The following is a 14,571-nucleotide window of genomic DNA, read 5'->3' as shown; positions in this document are numbered from 1 at the left end:
TGGCCGCGCAGCGGCCGGATGAGGGTGTTCCAGCGGAGTGAGACGTTGGCGTTCCCTGGAACACCCCTCATCCGTCTCGGCGCTAGCGCGCCGATCCACCTTCTCCCACAAGGGGAGAAGGTAAAAAGCGGCGCGCTACTTCACCGGCAAACCTGTCGCGGCGGCGATCTGCTTGGCGGCGTCGTCGAGCGCGGCCTTGGCGTCGGGATAGCCGTTGGCCAGATATTTGGTCTGCACGGCGCGCACGATGATCTCGGCGTCGCTCTGGAACTGGGTGCCGCGGCTCGGCACCACCTTGGGCAGCGTGGAGAGGATATCCTTCCAGACCGCCTGGCCGCCCCAATATTCCTGACCTTGCGCGACGTAAGGATCGTCGAGCGCAGAGACCAGCGACGGCACCAGGCCGAAATCCTTCAGCATGGTGATCTGGCCCTCATTGGTCTCCAGCGTGTATTTCAGATAGGCGTAGGCCGCCTCCTTGTTCTTCGAGGCCGATGTGATGGCCAGCGACGAGCCGCCGAGATTGGCGGCGCGCGGTCCGTCGGCGGTCAGGCTCGGCATCAGATAGACGCCCCACTTGCCGCTTTCCTTCGCCGATTCGGTGCGGATCGTGCCTTCGTACCAGCCGCCATAGACCTGGGTGGCGACGGTGCCGGCGGTGTTGTTGGTGATCTTGGTCGACCAGTCTGCCGACGACACGATGCCGGCGTCCTTCATCTCCTTGACCTTGGTCATGGCGTCGACGCATTTCGGCTCCGCCACGGTGATCGACTGGCCGTCCTCGGCGAAATAGGCGCAGCCCTGCTCGTTGGAGATCATGCGGAAGAATTCGGTGTCGCCGTTGAAATCGGCGTTGGTCATCGACACGCCGGGATTGGCGGCCTGGATCTTCTTGCCGGCGGCGATGAAATCGTCCCAGGTCTTGATCGAGGCCGGATCGACGCCTGCCTTCTCGTAGAAGTCGCGGCGGTAGAAGACGGCGACCGGCCCGGAATCCCATGGCATGGCATAGGCCTTGTCGCCGACCTCGAGCTCGGTGCGCTTGAAATCGGGGAATTTCTTCTGGTCTTCGGCGGTGTAGCCCAGCGTATGCAGGTCGACGAAGCAGTCCGGGAACTGGCTCCAGTAGTTCTCGGCCTCGCCGTTCTCGATCGTGACGATGTCGGGCAGTCCGACGCCGCCGGCGGCGCAGCCGGCGATCGACTTGTCATAGGTCGGCTGGTTGCCGAGGTCCTGAACCGTGACCTTGATGTCGGGATATTTCTTGTTGAAGCCCTCGACCGTCGATTTCAGCGACGAAGCGGCGATGTTCCAGCTCCAGATGGTGATCTCGCCGGACTGCGCCAGCGCCGGGCCTGAACCCAGGGCAAGCAAAAGCGCGGCGCAGGTCAGTGTAGTGCGCATTGAAATCCTCCCAATTCATTTGCTCTCTCGCTGTGAGCGTGGCTAGACTATGCGGCGCGGAAGGCTTGTCCCCGACAGAGGGAATAAGAAGTTGGCGGAAAGTAAGATGCCAGAGCGTCCGTTCTACCAACCTGGCGCGAGCAGCGTCGAAGGCCTGCCGCTGGCCTTGCAGATGTTCCACAACCATCCGCTGGTGATGCTGAAGCCGCATTGGCACGCCCAGGTCGAGGTGAATTTCATCGTGCAGGGCAGCGTGCACTACCGCATGGCCGAGCATGAGATTTCGCTGTCGGCCGGCGAGATGTGCCTGTTCTGGGGCGGGCTGCCGCACCAGATGGACGACCTCTCCGACGACGCTGTCTATGCCGGCGCGCATCTGCCGCTGGTGCATTTCTTCAGGCTGCATCTGCCGGCCGATGTCCGCCACCGGCTGATGACCGGCGCGACGCTGGTGACGAATGCGACCGATCAATCCGACAATGACAATTTCAAGCGCTGGAACGATTATGCGCGCTCGGGGGATCCGGCCAGGACAGAGCATGCCGTCAACGAGCTGCTGCTTCGGCTAGAGCGGGTGCGCTTCGAGCCCTATCGGCTGGTGCCCGGAACCGCCGCCGGGCATGGCGCGGGCAGCCCCTTCGACCAGCAGTCCTCACGCAATGTCGGGCGCATGTGCGATTTCATCGCCGAGAATTTTCTCTACGATATCGACTGCGTGAACATCGCTTGCGCCGCCGATATCCATCCCAAATACGCCATGAGCCTGTTCAAGAAATCAACGGGCATGACGCTCAACGAATATGTCAGTCTCTTGCGGCTGAGCTATGCGCAGGCGCTTCTGATGCATGAAGGCGCTAATGTGCTGAAAGTCGCGATGGATTCCGGTTTCGGCTCGCTCAGCGCCTTCAACAAATCGTTTCGCAAGCTTGCCGGCATGTCACCTTCCGATTTCCGCCGGGCCGGCGCCGCGCGCTAGAGCAATTCCAGGAAAAGTGTGAGCGGTTTTCCGTTCGGAATTGCGTAGAACAAAGAGACAGAGCGGTTCGCCATTTCCGTGAAACGGTGAAACGCTCTAGCCGCCAAAGCGGATCCGGATCAGGCGGCTTTCACCGCCGGGAAGCTGACGGTCACGCCGAGACCCGGTTCGCAATCCTCAAGCGTTATGGCGGCGCCATGCAGGTCGGCCACAGCCTTGACGAGGCTGAGACCCAGGCCGCTGCCCGGCGTCGTGCGGCTTGCATCCAGCCGGTAGAGCCGCCGGAACACTTTTTCGCGTTCCTCGGCGGGAATGCCCGGGCCATTGTCGCGGACATGGATGAGGACGTGACTGCCATCCCTGGTCACCGAAAGCCCGATCGCCGTGCCCGGTGGGCAATGCCGGAGCGCGTTCTCGACCAGATTGGCGAGCATCTGCATCAGCAGGTCCCGGTCACCGTGAATGTACCATTTCGTATCCGGAAGGATGGTCGTCGACAGCGACTTGCCGTCATCCTCCGCGACATCGGCATAAACCTCGCCGATGGTTTCGACGATCGGCCCGACATCGAGATCGACGAAACGCGCCTTGCGGGCGCCGGCCTCGATCTGGGCGATGCGCAGAAGCGCGTCGAATGTGCTGTTGATCTGCTGGCTCTCGGCGCGGGCGTCGGTCAGCTCGGCCGAGATGTCCTCGCCCGACACCGTCTTGTCGGCGGCGGATTCCAGGATCATCTGCAGCCGGTTGAGCGGCGTCTTGAGGTCATGCGCGATGTTGGCGCTCACCTCGCGCATGCCGTCGACCAGGCCCGACAGGCGCTCGAGCGCCGCATTCACCTGCGCGGAGACGGCGTCGATGTCGTCGCCGCTGCCGATCAGCGGGATGCGGGCGTCGAGCCGCCCATGCGAGACGTCGACCATGGTGCTGGCGATGCCATCGAGGCGCCGCTGGACGCGCGAGGCAAGCACAGCGCCGCCACCGATCGCCAGAACGGTGATGGCGAGCGTCGCCCAGCCGAAGCTCATTAGCACGATCCTCTCGAGATCCTCGGTTTCCGAAAGCGAGAAGGCGACCGTCAGATTGTTATCGCCGACCGTGCCGGAATAGGCGCGATATTCGGTACCCGGCGGCACGCCCGGCAAGTTCGCGGCGAACATGGAAAACCCGTCCGGCAGGCCGGAGGCGGTGAAATCGCCGGCGAGACGGTTGCCGGGCTTATCGGTGAGGGAAAAGATCTCGTCCTTGTCCTGGCTGAACTGGGCATGGTCCCTGACGGCGGAGACGAGATCCTCCTCGTCGCTCTCGGCATGGGTCGCGGCGATCAGCGAATAGGTCTCCTTGATCGATTGATCGAGCTGCCTGGCGAGCGAGGCGCTCATCAGTTGATAGACGACCGCGCCGGACAGGATGAAGGCCAGCAGGAACAGGAAGGCGAAGGTCAGCGCCAGCCTGAACGGCGTGCTGCGCAGAAGGCTGGAGCGCCTCTCGCTCATGCGATCGCGAAGCCGTTTGGTCGCCCCGCAATCGCGGATGCGGGATCAGGCCGGAACATGCAGGCTGTAGCCGGTGTTGCGCACGGTGTGGATCAGCGGCACGTCGAACGGCCTGTCGACCTTGGCCCGCAGCCGGCTGATATGCGTTTCAACGACGCTGGTCTTGGGGTCGAAATGAAAATCCCAGACGCGCTCCAGAAGCATGGTGCGGGTGATGACGCGGCCCTCGCCGCGCATCAGCACCTCGAGCAGGCTGAATTCGCGCGGCTGCAGGTCGATCGGCTGGCCCTGCCTAGTCACGCGGCGCTGGATCAGGTCCATTTCGAGGTCGGCGACGCGCAGCGCCGTCTTCTGTTCCTGCGCCGCCGGCCGGCGGCCGAGCGCATGGATGCGGGCAAGCAGCTCGGAAAAGGCGAAGGGCTTGACCAGATAGTCGTCGCCGCCGGCTTCCAGGCCCTCGACGCGGTCGTCGACGCCGCCGATCGAGGTCAGGAAGATAGCCGGCGTATGGATGCCGGCGGCGCGCACCGCCTTGATCATCGACAGGCCGTCGAGGCCGGGAACCATGCGGTCGGCGACGATCACGTCATAGGCGTTGCGGGTCGCGGCGAAGAGGCCGTCATGGCCGTCGCGCAAGAGATCGCAGACATGGCCGGCCTCGGTCAGCCCGCGCACGATATAGTCGGCGGTTCTCGGATCGTCCTCAACAAGCAGAAGTCGCATCGCCCGTGCTGCCCTTGCCGCCTCAACCTTGCCGGCGTGGCGGCGCCGGCCGGGCTCTTTCCTGGCTGGTTCTCCAGGACGTGATGCCGAAACGTGTGAAGCGGCTTTCGGACGGCATCATGCCCCATCTCGTCGTCTTGGCGCAATTGCGGACGGATTGCTGTAACCATCTGCTTTTACGCATTCGTGGGCCGAAGACCGCTACACATTTTTGCGAGACGGCTGGTTCAGGGATCGCGCTCAGTCGAGCAGGGCCTGCTCGTCTTCGTCGATCAGGCACTTCAGCGTCATGTAGAGGACGATGACCACGATGCAGCCGAGGAAGGTCAGGCTGGTGAAAGTGGTGCCGAAGCCCATGCCGCCATATTCGACCGGCTGCGCCAGCAGGTCGCCGAAGGAGGCGCCGAACGGCCGGGTCAGGATATAGGCGAGCCAGAAGGCGAGGATGCCGTTCAGGCCGAGGAAGAACCACGCAAGCGCGATCGCCGCGATGACGCCGCCGAAGATCAGACCGGTGTTGAGATAGCCCAGGTCGAAGCGCTCGGCCAACAGGTCGCCGGCGGCCGTGCCGAGCGAAAAGGTGAAGAGGATCGCCAGCCAGTAGAAGATCTCGCGCCTGGTGGTGAAGATGGTGTGGATCGAGAGCGTCCTCTCGCTGGCGTACCAGGCAATGAAGGTCAGGGCGAGGGCGGCCGAGAAGACTATCGTCGTCATCTCCAGCCGCAGGCTGAAATTATCGACGAGGTTGTCGGTGACCAGGGTGCCGACGATGCTGATCAGGACGACTGCCAGCCAGTAGGCCCAGGGCACGTAACGCTTCTGCGTGAATTGCAGGGCGAGCGCGATGACCAGGATGCCGGCCATGATGAGCGACGTGACAGTAAGGCCGAGACCGAGATTGACGGCGAGATAATCGGCAGCCGTCTCGCCCATGGTCACCGCCATGACCTTGATCAGCCAGAAATCGAGGGTGGCGTCCGGGACCCTGTTCAGTTCGGACCCGTATTCGTTGGCTGTCATGGTCATTGCGATGGCTGTCATCCTGTAGGAGCCGGTCGTCCGTGCTCTGTTCAAGCCGACAAACCGTGGCAATCAGGCTAGGCGGGTAAATTCACCGCGGCCTGTCCGCATCCTTACAAATTCGTAAGGTCGGCCAAAAACATTCGCCGGGTCTCGTCATCGCCCGACGGAAGAGCTAGACAAAGCCCGGCGTCCGTCTCGGCGCCGCAGCGGTGAGAAAGAATGGCCTACACGTCCCTCAAAGCGGCGCCGAAAGCGTTCGACCAGCACAAGCGCCTGATCGTCGTGCAGGTGGCAGCCGTGCTTGCCGTCATCCTGCTTCTCTTCAGCAGACCGGCGCTGGCCGAAGGATCGAACGGACATGAAGCGCTGGAGACGATCGGCTTCGTGATGGTGCTGGCCTGCTTCCTGGGCCGGTTGTGGAGCATCCTTTTCGTCGGCGGCAGGAAGAATGACGAGCTGATCGTGTCCGGCCCGTTCTCGGTGACCCGGAACCCGCTCTATTTCTTCTCGACCGTCGGCGCGGTCGGTATCGGGCTGATGTTCGGCTCGGTGCTGGCGGCCGCAATGCTCGGCTTGGCAAGCTTCTTCGTCTTCCGCTTCACGGCGCGCAAGGAGGCCGCGTATCTCGCCGGCAAGTTCGGCGCGGCGTACGCGGCCTATGCCGAACGCACGCCGTCCTTCTGGCCGAATCCGATGCTTTATCGCGACGAGTCGCAGTGGCTGTTTTCGACGGGCGCGCTGCGCAGGACGTTCCGCGACGGGCTCTATTTCCTGGCGCTGTTTCCGCTCATCGAGGCGGTCGAGTATGCCCGCCTCGCCGGCCATCTGCCGACGCTTTTCACGGTTTATTAGGTTTCCGGCGCAGCCGCTTTGTCTGCGTTTGCAGACGGCGTGCTTGGAGATCGGCGGAAGCGCGTGTCAGGTCCTCATTCTATGGCGGAGCCAGGAGCGAAGCGACGCGCGCAGACCATAGTATCCATTCCGTGACGTGGAGGCGTTGCCACGGTGCAGAATTCTGCTCCGCTGCGTTCCTCGGCCAAGATCACGGAATGGATCCTCGGGTCTGCGCTCCGCTTCGCCTCGCTCCGCCCGTGGATGACGAGGTTGAGAGGCTTGCGCCAATTCTCCTGCGTTTGCGCTGATTTTCCCGAGTACAAATGCCCCTCAGCGTGCCTTGTCGCGCGCGGCGCGGCGCGTGCTCTGCAGGAGAATCGCCAGGCAGCCGGCGAGGAGCAGGAAGCCGCCGACAAGCGGGGGCAGTCCCAGGACCTTCACCACGGCGGTAACGAGCGCGATCAGGATCAGGGCCAGCAGCGCAAGATTGCCGTCGTCGACGAACATGCCGACGAGTTCCTTGAAGACAAGACGGATCATCGGGCAATTCTCCTGGCGGGCGCCGGGTAAGCGCCGCGCAGCCAGCGCATAATGGCGAAGGATGCGGCGGCGATGACGGCGAAGATGGCGAGCAGAGCGAGATCGGCGCCTGGCCACTGCGCGCCCAGCCCCTCGCCGGTCCAGAACACGCCGAAGCTGGTCAACATCAGCCCGACGACGAATTTCAGCGCATTCTCGGGCACGCGCGCCAAAGGCCGGTGCGCGGCAAGGCCGATCAGCATCACCAGCACGAAGGCCGCCAGCGCGCCAAGGCCGGCATAGAGCGTCTGGCCATGCGCGGCGCCGACGGCAATGACGATGAACACCACTTCGACGCCCTCGAGCAGCACCGCCTTGAACGACGCAACGGCAGCCAGATAGTCGGCCCGGCGGTCGCCGGCCTGCCGCCGCAGCACCTCCGTCTCCTTGGAAAAGGCCTGCTCCTCGTCATGCAGCGCGATCACGCCGACGCTGCGCAGGATCGCCTTCCGGAGCCAGCGCATGCCGAACAGGATCAGGAGCACGCCGACCACGAATTGCAGGACGGCGATGGGGATGAGCGCCAGCAGCGGCCCGAAAATAAGCACCAGCGCCGCCAGCAGGATGAGCGCAAGTGCTGCACCCGTCAGCGCGGGGCGCCAGCTGCGCGTCACCCCGACGGCGAGCACGATGGTGAAGGCTTCGACCACTTCGACGAAGGAGGCCAGGAAAGAGGCCGTCACGGTGGAAAGTATGGGCGTCAGGCCATGCATGAAGGCATCGTCCAATGCTGGGGAATCATCGGCTGGCGCAAACGATACAGCGCTCCGGCGGGAGCGAGAATGCCGGAGATGAGCTTATGGTTCCGCATGGCGGGGGGGCGGCACGGTAGCATTTCGAAGACTCATTGACGGTCTGTATCCGTTCGGTGTCCGTTGTATCGCGGCGCTGCCCTGGCTATCTGCGGGAGCAACAAGGCATTTGAGCGGCCGACGAGCCGCTCCAGCAGGAACGGAGCACATGAAGAAGATCGGATTTCTGTCGTTCGGGCATTGGTCGCCCTCGCCGCAATCGGGCACGCGCTCGGGCGCCGACGCGCTGCTGCAATCGATCGACCTCGCGGTCGCGGCCGAGGAGCTCGGCGCCGACGGCGCCTATTTTCGCGTCCACCATTTTGCCCGGCAGCTCGCCTCGCCGTTCCCGCTGCTGGCCGCGGCGGGCGCCAAGACCAAGCGGATCGAGCTCGGCACCGCCGTTATCGACATGCGCTATGAGAACCCGCTCTACATGGCCGAGGACGCGGGTGCCGCCGACCTCATCGCCGGCGGGCGTTTGCAGCTGGGCATCAGCCGCGGCTCGCCCGAGCAGGTGATCGATGGCTGGCGCTATTTCGGCTACGTGCCGCAAGAGGGCAAGAGCGACGCCGACATGGCGCGGAACCACGCCGAAATCTTCCTCGACCTGTTGCGCGGCGAAGGCTTCGCCCAGCCCAACCCGCGGCCGATGTTCCCCAACCCGCCCGGGCTGCTCAGGCTCGAACCCTTTTCGGCTGGCCTGCGCGACCGCATCTGGTGGGGCGCGGCCACCGACGCCACCGCCGTGTGGGCGGCCAAGCTCGGCATGAACCTGCAGAGCTCGACGCTGAAATTCGACGAAAGCGGTGAGCCGCTGCACGTCCAGCAGGCCAAGCAGATCAGAGCCTACCGCGCCGCGTGGAAGGAAGCCGGCCATGCGCGGGAGCCGCGCGTCTCAGTCAGCCGCAGCATCTTTGCCTTGGTCAACGACATGGACCGCGCCTATTTCGGCGGCAGCGAGGGCGAGGACCATTTCGGCTATATCGAGCCGGAGAAGCGGGCCGTGTTCGGCCGCACCTATGCCGCCGAGCCGGATAAGCTGGTCGAACAGCTCAGGGAAGACGAGGCGATCGCCGAGACGGACACGCTGCTGCTCACCGTGCCCAATCAACTCGGCGTCGACTACAACGCCCATGTCATCGAGTCGATCCTGAAGCACGTCGCGCCGGCGCTGGGCTGGCGGTGACGGCGCCGGCATCGGCCCGAGGCGTTGTTCCCCGGTATTGACGCCGGCCCAATCCCGGCTCTACTTTGCCGCGTAATCGGTTACGCAACCGATTACCGGTATCGAGGGAGAATGGCGCGGATAAGGGTCCATCCTTCGGCGGGGCCAATCGCCGGCATCGCGGCGGAGGTTATCCGTCGCGTAGACGGCAATTGCCCGGCATCTATGAGAATCTCGAACCCTCCGTGATCGGCCTTGTCATCGTGCTGGCGGCCGCCCTAGACGCGTACCGGAAGAGGGTTGTTGCGGAAGGTTCCGGGTCGAAGAGCATGATTTTATTCAGCTGCACGCTCTTCAGCCTGCTTTAAGGACTGCCTGGGGAAACGGGCCATGACGACCATTGCCGATGTCGCGCGCCATGCGGGGGTGTCCGTCGCAACGGTCTCGCATGTGATGAACCGTACCCGCCACGTCGAGCCGGAAACGGCCGAGCGGGTGCGCGCCGCGATCGCGGCGCTCCGCTACAGCCCGAACTCGGTGGCGCGGAGTCTGCGGCGCGGCGAGACCAAGACCATCGGCCTGCTGCTGCCCGACAATTCCAACCCGTTCTTCGCCAGCGTCGCGCGGCAGATCGAGGATGCCGGCTTCGTCTCCGGCTACACGGTGATCCTGTGCAACTCCGACGGCAACGCCGAAAAGGAAGAGCGCTACCTCTCGGTGCTGATGGCCAAGCAGATCGACGGGCTGATCTTCGCCGGCTCGTCCGACCACGCGCGGGTGTTCGCCCGCCTGCTGCCCAGCGTGCCGGCGGTGCTGCTCGACCGCGAGATCCAGTCGGTCAATGTCGATTCGGTGCTGGTCGACCATGATCATGGCGGCTATCTCGCCGGCAAATATCTGGCCGGGCTTGGGCATGAAAAGATCGGCGTCATCGGCGGCCCGCGCGATTCCAGCTCCAGCCCCGCCCGCCTGCGCGGTTTCGCACGCGCGCTCGAAGAGGCGGGGCTCGAGCTGCCGGCCTCGTCGGTCGTCGATTCCGACTATCATTTCGCCGGCGGGCGCCTGGCGATGGAGCAGCTGATGGCGCAGGCGCCGGGCATCACGGCGGTGTTCGCCTGTAACGACCTGATGGCGATGGGCGCGGTCACGGCGCTGCGGTCGCGCGGATTGCGGGTTCCAGACGACATCTCGATGGTCGGGTTCGACGACATCCCCTATGCCGTCACCACCTGGCCGCCGCTGACGACCATCGCGCAGCCGGTCGAAAAGATCGGCACGCGCGCGGTGAGCCTGCTGCTCGAGAGGCTGGGCGAACCGGAAGCGCCGTCAAGGCGCGAAGTGCTGGCGCCGGTGCTGGTGGAACGGGAGAGCTGCGCGGCGCGGGGGTAGTGCGTTATCTCCCCCCTTGAGGGGGAGATGTCGCCGAAGGCGACAGAGGGGGTCGCTGCGCGTGAAGCGCCAACCTCCATCTGCAGAAGCAAGCCGAGCCCAGTCGGACCGACCCCCTCTGGCCTGCCGGCCATCTCCCCCTCAAGGGGGGAGATTACGCGCTCGTTCGCTCACGCAGCCGGCTGCATGGCGGCCCTCTCCAGCATGCCGAACAGGTCGCGCGGCTCGTCGGGGTCGGCGAGCAGGTCGAGCTCCTCATAGAGGCCCGTGGCCTGGAGCTGGTCGCGAACATAGCGAAGCGCCGAAAAATCCTCGGTGGCGAAGCCGACGGAATCGAACAGCGTGATCTGCTCGGGCGCCTTGCGGCCCTTTGCCTTCCCGGTCATCACCTGCCACAGCTCGGTCACCGGATGGTCGGCGTCGAGCTGCTGGATCTCGCCCTCGATGCGCGTCTGCGGCGGGAACTCGACGAAGATGTCGGAGCGCAGAAGGATGTCACGGTGGAGTTCCGTCTTGCCCGGGCAGTCGCCGCCGACGGCGTTGATGTGGACGCCGGAGCCGACCATGTTGTCGGTGAGGATGGTTGCATACTGCTTGTCGGCGGTCACCGTGGTGATGATGTCGACGCCCTCCACGGCATCCTGGCCGGTCGCGCAGATGGTGATGTCAAAACCCTTGGCCGCCAGGTTGCGGGCGCATTTTTCGGAAGCCGAACGGTCGATGTCGTAGAGCCGCAGCTTGTCGATGCCGAGCAGCGCCTTGAAGGCGATGGCCTGGAATTCCGACTGGGCGCCGTTGCCGATGATGGCCATGGCGCGCGAGCCCTTCGGCGCCAGGTATTTGGCGGCCACGGCGGAGGTGGCCGCCGTGCGCAGCGCCGTCAGGATGGTCATTTCGGTGAGCAGCATCGGATAGCCGGAGCCGACATCGGCCAGCACGCCGAAGGCGGTGACGGTCTGGCGGCCCTCGCGCATGTTCTTCGGATGGCCGTTGACATATTTGAAGCCGTACATCTTGCCGTCGCTGGTCGGCATCAGCTCGATGACGCCATCATGGCTGTGCGAGGCGATGCGCGGCGTCTTGTCGAACAGCTCCCAGCGGCGGAAATCCTCCTCGATATAGGCGGCGAGCTCGGTGAGGAAGCGCTCGACGCCGATGGCGAGCACCAGCTTCATCATGCGGTCGACGCTGACGAAGGGAACGATGGCGAGGCGAGAAGGCTGGGTCATGATCAGAGGCTCCCGGAATGGCTGCGGGTCGGGCGGTCCATGATGCGGCGGCCCATAAGGCTGGCGGTGAGGTCGACCATCAGGGTCGCGGTGCGGCCGCGCTCGTCGAGGAACGGGTTCAATTCGACCAGGTCGAGGCTGGAGACGAGACAGCTGTCGGACAGCATCTCCATCACCAGATGCGCCTCGCGGAAGGTGGCGCCGCCGGGAACGGTGGTGCCGACGGCCGGCGCGATCGACGGGTCGAGGAAGTCGACGTCGAGACTGACATGCAAGAGCCCGTTCTCCTTTTCGACGCGGGCGAGGAAAGCGCGCAGCAAGGGCGCGATGCCGTGCTCGTCAATGGCGCGCATGTCATGCACGGTGACGCCGGCTTCAGCGAGCGCGCGGCGCTCGGCCGGATCGACGCTGCGCAGGCCGATGGCGCAGATGCGGGCCGGGTCGACCGCCTGCGGCAGATCCGGGAAATAACCCTTGAAGCCCGCCTGGCCGCTGGCATAGGCGAGCGGCACGCCGTGCAGATTGCCGCTGGTGGTGGTGTCGAGCGTGTGGAAATCCGGATGAGCGTCGAGCCACAGCACGAAGAGCGGCCGGCCGCGTTTGGCGGCGCGGCGCGCCACGCCGGACACCGTGCCGGCGGAGATCGAATGGTCGCCGCCGAGGAAGATCGGCACGGCGTCCCTGGAAGCGGCGTAGGCGGTCTCGGCAATTGCCGCGGTCCAGGCGGAGATCTCGGGCAGCGCCTTGAGCGCGAGGTTGCCGTGCACCACCACCGGGCGCGCCGCGGCCTTCTCGACCGCCCCCCAGTCCTCGACCTCATGGCCGAGCTCGGCCAGCACCGAGACGAGACCTGCCGTGCGCAGCGCGCTCGGCCCCATCTCGCATCCCATCCTGCCTGCGCCGTCCTGCACCGGCGCGCCGACGATCCTGCAGCGCATGATTTTTTCAGCCCTTACGATTGATTGGCTGATTGGATCATCAGGCGCTGGCGGTTTGAACAGACGAAATTGGCATTTCGAGAAGGGTAATCTATCATTCTGCACATCCAACTTGATCAGGATGAGCAATCATGGACGCGCTCGACGAAAGACTGGTCACGCTTCTGCGGCATGATGCGCGGCGCAGCGTTTCCGATCTCGCCATCGATCTCGGCGTCTCGCGCGCCACGGTCCGGTCGCGCATGGAGCGGCTGGAAAAATCCGGCGAGATCATCGGCTACACGGTGGTGCTGCGCGCCGACGCGGTCGATCAGAGGATACGCGGCGTGATGATGATCGAGATCGAGGGCCATGCCGCCGACCGTGTCATCCGGGCGCTCGGCGGCCTGCCCGAGGTTTCGACCATCCACACCACCAACGGCCGCTGGGACCTCGTGGTGGAGCTCGGCACCGCCTCGCTCACCGATTTCGACGCCGTGCTGCGCCGGATAAGGCTGATCCCTGGCATAACAGGCAGCGAGACCAGCCTGCTGCTGGCGACGCCGCGGACGACCCGGGCGCGGCTGGCATAACAGCTCCGTGAGTCTCGGGACGGTCGGCGGCCCGCGGGCGTTATCTCCGCCTTGGCATCGTGGGAACGCGACGGCCCCGGTGTGAGGCGCGGCAGGGCTCGATCACACCGGCGGCCGCATTGCGGGGGGGGAGCGCTCGGGTCGTCAGCCGTTCGGATAGTAGCCGCCATCGCCGCCGCTGCCGATATAGGTCCCTTGGCCGGAAGCATTCTGAAGCCGCTGATCCAACTGGTTGATCTGCCCGATCGCCGAACGGCCTCGGGTGGGCTGGATGGCGTCCGCCTGCCGCATCAGGTCGCGGGCCTGGTCCTGCGTGATCTTGCCCATCTCCCGGGCCTCACGGATACCCTGTTTCACGCCCAGCAACTGCTCCATGGCCGCTCTCGCTTCCGGGTTCGCCGGAACCGATGCGGTGCTCATGGTGTCAACCTGCGCCCTGTGGTGACGGTGCACCGCATAGGCGCTTGAAAGCGGGATGGCCGCGAGGATCGAAGCGGCCGCGACGATTTTTGCGATGAAAGAACGCATGATGACACTCCCTATGATGGAGGAAGCGGTAGAAACCGCTTTTCTCCGAAACGGGCCGTCTGGTCACGTCGTGTCGCGGTGAAGGCCACTCACCGCCGGCGGTTCTCGGCCCTGGAAGGGGATATAGAAGCCGGCGCAAGGTTGAAATGCGTTGGCACGCAAATGTTATCCGATGTGATCTGGGGTTGAATCTCGGCTCTGCGGACCGCGTCCTCAGGCGACGCTGGCGAAGGAAACCGGCGAATCGACAACCTGCCCGCCAATTCCCGCATTGGCCTGGTCGGCCAGATCCTCGGCTTCGCCATGCGTCAGCCCGATCAGCACCCGGCCATCCATCTCCGCCGGGAGGTCGAGAGCCAGATCATGGACAAGCCAGTCGTCACACGGATCCTGCATCGCTGCGAACCTCATCGGCGCTCCCTCGGTCGGCGCATCCAAATCTCCGACGAGTGCGATTGTTCCGGATCGGAACGGCAGAGTATCGATAAATGGCTGCAATACGGACGAAATGGCTGCGGCGCCGATTGATCCGCCTGTCCGGCAAGCCGCTCCGCCTCCTCGCGGCTCAGGCCGAGCAACAATATGTCCCCAACCTGCGCCGGATAACCCGAAAGCAGGTCATACACCATCCATTGGCCGCACGGATCCCGTAAGGCTGTGAACCTCATGGCCGACGTTCTTTGATCTAGTATGCCCCAACGCAACGACTCGCAGGAACTGCGCCCCGCGAAACAGTCCGGCCGGATTTAGTTCCGGCACTTTCACTCAACATATAGTTGTCAGGTGCCCGGCAAAAGAGGCTCTACAGTCCCTTTGGCGTGCGACCCAAGTCTGATGGATGGCGGCACTTCCCGGATGACCCGCGCCAACTGCCGGCGGCAGATGTCGTCACTTCCCCGGCAATCCGGGAAGCTTCGAAGATCA

General features: G+C 64.6%; 15 protein-coding genes. 5 read left to right on the top strand and 10 right to left on the bottom strand.

Features of this window, described 5'->3' with window-relative positions:
- Nucleotides 1–135 precede the first annotated feature (135 nt).
- Entirely contained in the window at nucleotides 136–1,404 is a 1,269-nt protein-coding gene (locus E5X34_RS25875) for an ABC transporter substrate-binding protein (protein WP_292570698.1), read from the bottom strand.
- Nucleotides 1,405–1,510: 106 nt separating this feature from the next.
- Here E5X34_RS25875 and E5X34_RS25870 point away from each other — a divergent pair, with 106 nt between their 5' ends.
- On the top strand, nucleotides 1,511–2,380 hold the full coding sequence (locus E5X34_RS25870) for a helix-turn-helix domain-containing protein (RefSeq protein WP_292570695.1): 870 nt from the start codon (nucleotides 1,511–1,513) through the stop codon (nucleotides 2,378–2,380).
- A gap of 119 nt (nucleotides 2,381–2,499) precedes the next feature.
- On the opposite strand, the gene E5X34_RS25865 is transcribed toward E5X34_RS25870, so the two are convergent.
- The 3 genes from E5X34_RS25865 to E5X34_RS25855 form a co-directional block, all read right to left on the bottom strand.
- A complete protein-coding gene (locus E5X34_RS25865) occupies nucleotides 2,500–3,873 on the bottom strand; it encodes a HAMP domain-containing sensor histidine kinase (protein ID WP_292570692.1) in 1,374 nt (457 codons plus the stop codon).
- Nucleotides 3,874–3,918: 45 nt separating this feature from the next.
- A complete protein-coding gene (locus E5X34_RS25860) occupies nucleotides 3,919–4,596 on the bottom strand; it encodes a winged helix-turn-helix domain-containing protein (protein WP_126063578.1) in 678 nt (225 codons plus the stop codon).
- A gap of 240 nt (nucleotides 4,597–4,836) precedes the next feature.
- The gene (locus tag E5X34_RS25855) at nucleotides 4,837–5,622 is read right to left on the bottom strand and encodes a hypothetical protein (protein WP_292570690.1); all 786 of its coding nucleotides are present in this window, start codon (nucleotides 5,620–5,622) and stop codon (nucleotides 4,837–4,839) included.
- A gap of 216 nt (nucleotides 5,623–5,838) precedes the next feature.
- Here E5X34_RS25855 and E5X34_RS25850 point away from each other — a divergent pair, with 216 nt between their 5' ends.
- Nucleotides 5,839–6,471 carry an isoprenylcysteine carboxylmethyltransferase family protein gene (locus tag E5X34_RS25850; protein WP_292570687.1) on the top strand — a complete coding sequence of 211 codons (633 nt, stop codon included), beginning with the start codon at nucleotides 5,839–5,841 and terminating at the stop codon, nucleotides 6,469–6,471.
- Between the two features lie 312 nt (nucleotides 6,472–6,783).
- Here the strand turns inward: E5X34_RS25850 and E5X34_RS25845 are convergent, their stop codons facing one another.
- Together E5X34_RS25845 and E5X34_RS25840 are read right to left on the bottom strand one after the other, a co-directional pair.
- The gene (locus E5X34_RS25845; protein WP_292570684.1) at nucleotides 6,784–6,993 is read right to left on the bottom strand and encodes a hypothetical protein; all 210 of its coding nucleotides are present in this window, start codon (nucleotides 6,991–6,993) and stop codon (nucleotides 6,784–6,786) included.
- Nucleotides 6,990–7,745 carry a COG4280 domain-containing protein gene (locus E5X34_RS25840; protein WP_292570760.1) on the bottom strand — a complete coding sequence of 252 codons (756 nt, stop codon included), beginning with the start codon at nucleotides 7,743–7,745 and terminating at the stop codon, nucleotides 6,990–6,992. Before E5X34_RS25840 ends, E5X34_RS25845 begins: the two co-directional genes overlap by 4 nt.
- Nucleotides 7,746–7,992: 247 nt before the next feature.
- Here E5X34_RS25840 and E5X34_RS25835 point away from each other — a divergent pair, with 247 nt between their 5' ends.
- Together E5X34_RS25835 and E5X34_RS25830 are read left to right on the top strand one after the other, a co-directional pair.
- Nucleotides 7,993–9,012, top strand: a complete 1,020-nt coding sequence (locus E5X34_RS25835; protein WP_292570681.1) for an LLM class flavin-dependent oxidoreductase — start codon at nucleotides 7,993–7,995, stop codon at nucleotides 9,010–9,012.
- Nucleotides 9,013–9,381: 369 nt separating this feature from the next.
- Nucleotides 9,382–10,380, top strand: a complete 999-nt coding sequence (locus tag E5X34_RS25830; protein WP_292570678.1) for a substrate-binding domain-containing protein — start codon at nucleotides 9,382–9,384, stop codon at nucleotides 10,378–10,380.
- A 170-nt stretch (nucleotides 10,381–10,550) separates the two neighbouring features.
- Here the strand turns inward: E5X34_RS25830 and E5X34_RS25825 are convergent, their stop codons facing one another.
- On the bottom strand, nucleotides 10,551–11,609 hold the full coding sequence (locus E5X34_RS25825) for an ornithine cyclodeaminase (RefSeq protein WP_126063585.1): 1,059 nt from the start codon (nucleotides 11,607–11,609) through the stop codon (nucleotides 10,551–10,553).
- A gap of 2 nt (nucleotides 11,610–11,611) precedes the next feature.
- Nucleotides 11,612–12,547 carry an arginase gene (rocF, locus tag E5X34_RS25820; RefSeq protein WP_292570673.1) on the bottom strand — a complete coding sequence of 312 codons (936 nt, stop codon included), beginning with the start codon at nucleotides 12,545–12,547 and terminating at the stop codon, nucleotides 11,612–11,614.
- Between the two features lie 131 nt (nucleotides 12,548–12,678).
- On the opposite strand from rocF, the gene E5X34_RS25815 reads away from it, so the two are divergent.
- Nucleotides 12,679–13,119 (top strand): Lrp/AsnC family transcriptional regulator, encoded by a 441-nt coding sequence (locus E5X34_RS25815; protein ID WP_292570670.1) that lies wholly within the window; start codon nucleotides 12,679–12,681, stop codon nucleotides 13,117–13,119.
- A gap of 144 nt (nucleotides 13,120–13,263) precedes the next feature.
- Here E5X34_RS25815 and E5X34_RS25810 read toward each other — a convergent pair whose 3' ends face one another.
- Nucleotides 13,264–13,647: a hypothetical protein gene (locus tag E5X34_RS25810; protein ID WP_292570667.1), complete on the bottom strand. Its 384-nt coding sequence runs from the start codon at nucleotides 13,645–13,647 to the stop codon at nucleotides 13,264–13,266.
- A 213-nt stretch (nucleotides 13,648–13,860) separates the two neighbouring features.
- Nucleotides 13,861–14,058, bottom strand: coding sequence for a hypothetical protein (locus tag E5X34_RS25805; protein ID WP_292570664.1), 198 nt, complete (start codon nucleotides 14,056–14,058; stop codon nucleotides 13,861–13,863).
- Between the last annotated feature and the right edge of the window lie 513 nt (nucleotides 14,059–14,571).

Source organism: Mesorhizobium sp. (genome assembly GCF_004963255.1).
In the GTDB taxonomy this organism is placed as follows: Bacteria; Pseudomonadota; Alphaproteobacteria; order Rhizobiales; family Rhizobiaceae; genus Mesorhizobium.
The sequence above is the reverse complement of the archived record's forward strand: the minus strand, read 5'-3'. Positions and strand labels throughout refer to the sequence as shown.

Coding starts and splice junctions, on each gene's coding strand:
- E5X34_RS25875 (WP_292570698.1), bottom strand. CDS start 1,404: ATGCGCACTACACTGACCTGCGCCGCGCTTTTGCTTGCCCTGGGTTCA.
- E5X34_RS25870 (WP_292570695.1), top strand. CDS start 1,511: ATGCCAGAGCGTCCGTTCTACCAACCTGGCGCGAGCAGCGTCGAAGGC.
- E5X34_RS25865 (WP_292570692.1), bottom strand. CDS start 3,873: ATGAGCGAGAGGCGCTCCAGCCTTCTGCGCAGCACGCCGTTCAGGCTG.
- E5X34_RS25860 (WP_126063578.1), bottom strand. CDS start 4,596: ATGCGACTTCTGCTTGTTGAGGACGATCCGAGAACCGCCGACTATATC.
- E5X34_RS25855 (WP_292570690.1), bottom strand. CDS start 5,622: ATGACCATGACAGCCAACGAATACGGGTCCGAACTGAACAGGGTCCCG.
- E5X34_RS25850 (WP_292570687.1), top strand. CDS start 5,839: ATGGCCTACACGTCCCTCAAAGCGGCGCCGAAAGCGTTCGACCAGCAC.
- E5X34_RS25845 (WP_292570684.1), bottom strand. CDS start 6,993: ATGATCCGTCTTGTCTTCAAGGAACTCGTCGGCATGTTCGTCGACGAC.
- E5X34_RS25840 (WP_292570760.1), bottom strand. CDS start 7,745: ATGCATGGCCTGACGCCCATACTTTCCACCGTGACGGCCTCTTTCCTG.
- E5X34_RS25835 (WP_292570681.1), top strand. CDS start 7,993: ATGAAGAAGATCGGATTTCTGTCGTTCGGGCATTGGTCGCCCTCGCCG.
- E5X34_RS25830 (WP_292570678.1), top strand. CDS start 9,382: ATGACGACCATTGCCGATGTCGCGCGCCATGCGGGGGTGTCCGTCGCA.
- E5X34_RS25825 (WP_126063585.1), bottom strand. CDS start 11,609: ATGACCCAGCCTTCTCGCCTCGCCATCGTTCCCTTCGTCAGCGTCGAC.
- rocF (WP_292570673.1), bottom strand. CDS start 12,547: ATGCGCTGCAGGATCGTCGGCGCGCCGGTGCAGGACGGCGCAGGCAGG.
- E5X34_RS25815 (WP_292570670.1), top strand. CDS start 12,679: ATGGACGCGCTCGACGAAAGACTGGTCACGCTTCTGCGGCATGATGCG.
- E5X34_RS25810 (WP_292570667.1), bottom strand. CDS start 13,647: ATGCGTTCTTTCATCGCAAAAATCGTCGCGGCCGCTTCGATCCTCGCG.
- E5X34_RS25805 (WP_292570664.1), bottom strand. CDS start 14,058: ATGAGGTTCGCAGCGATGCAGGATCCGTGTGACGACTGGCTTGTCCAT.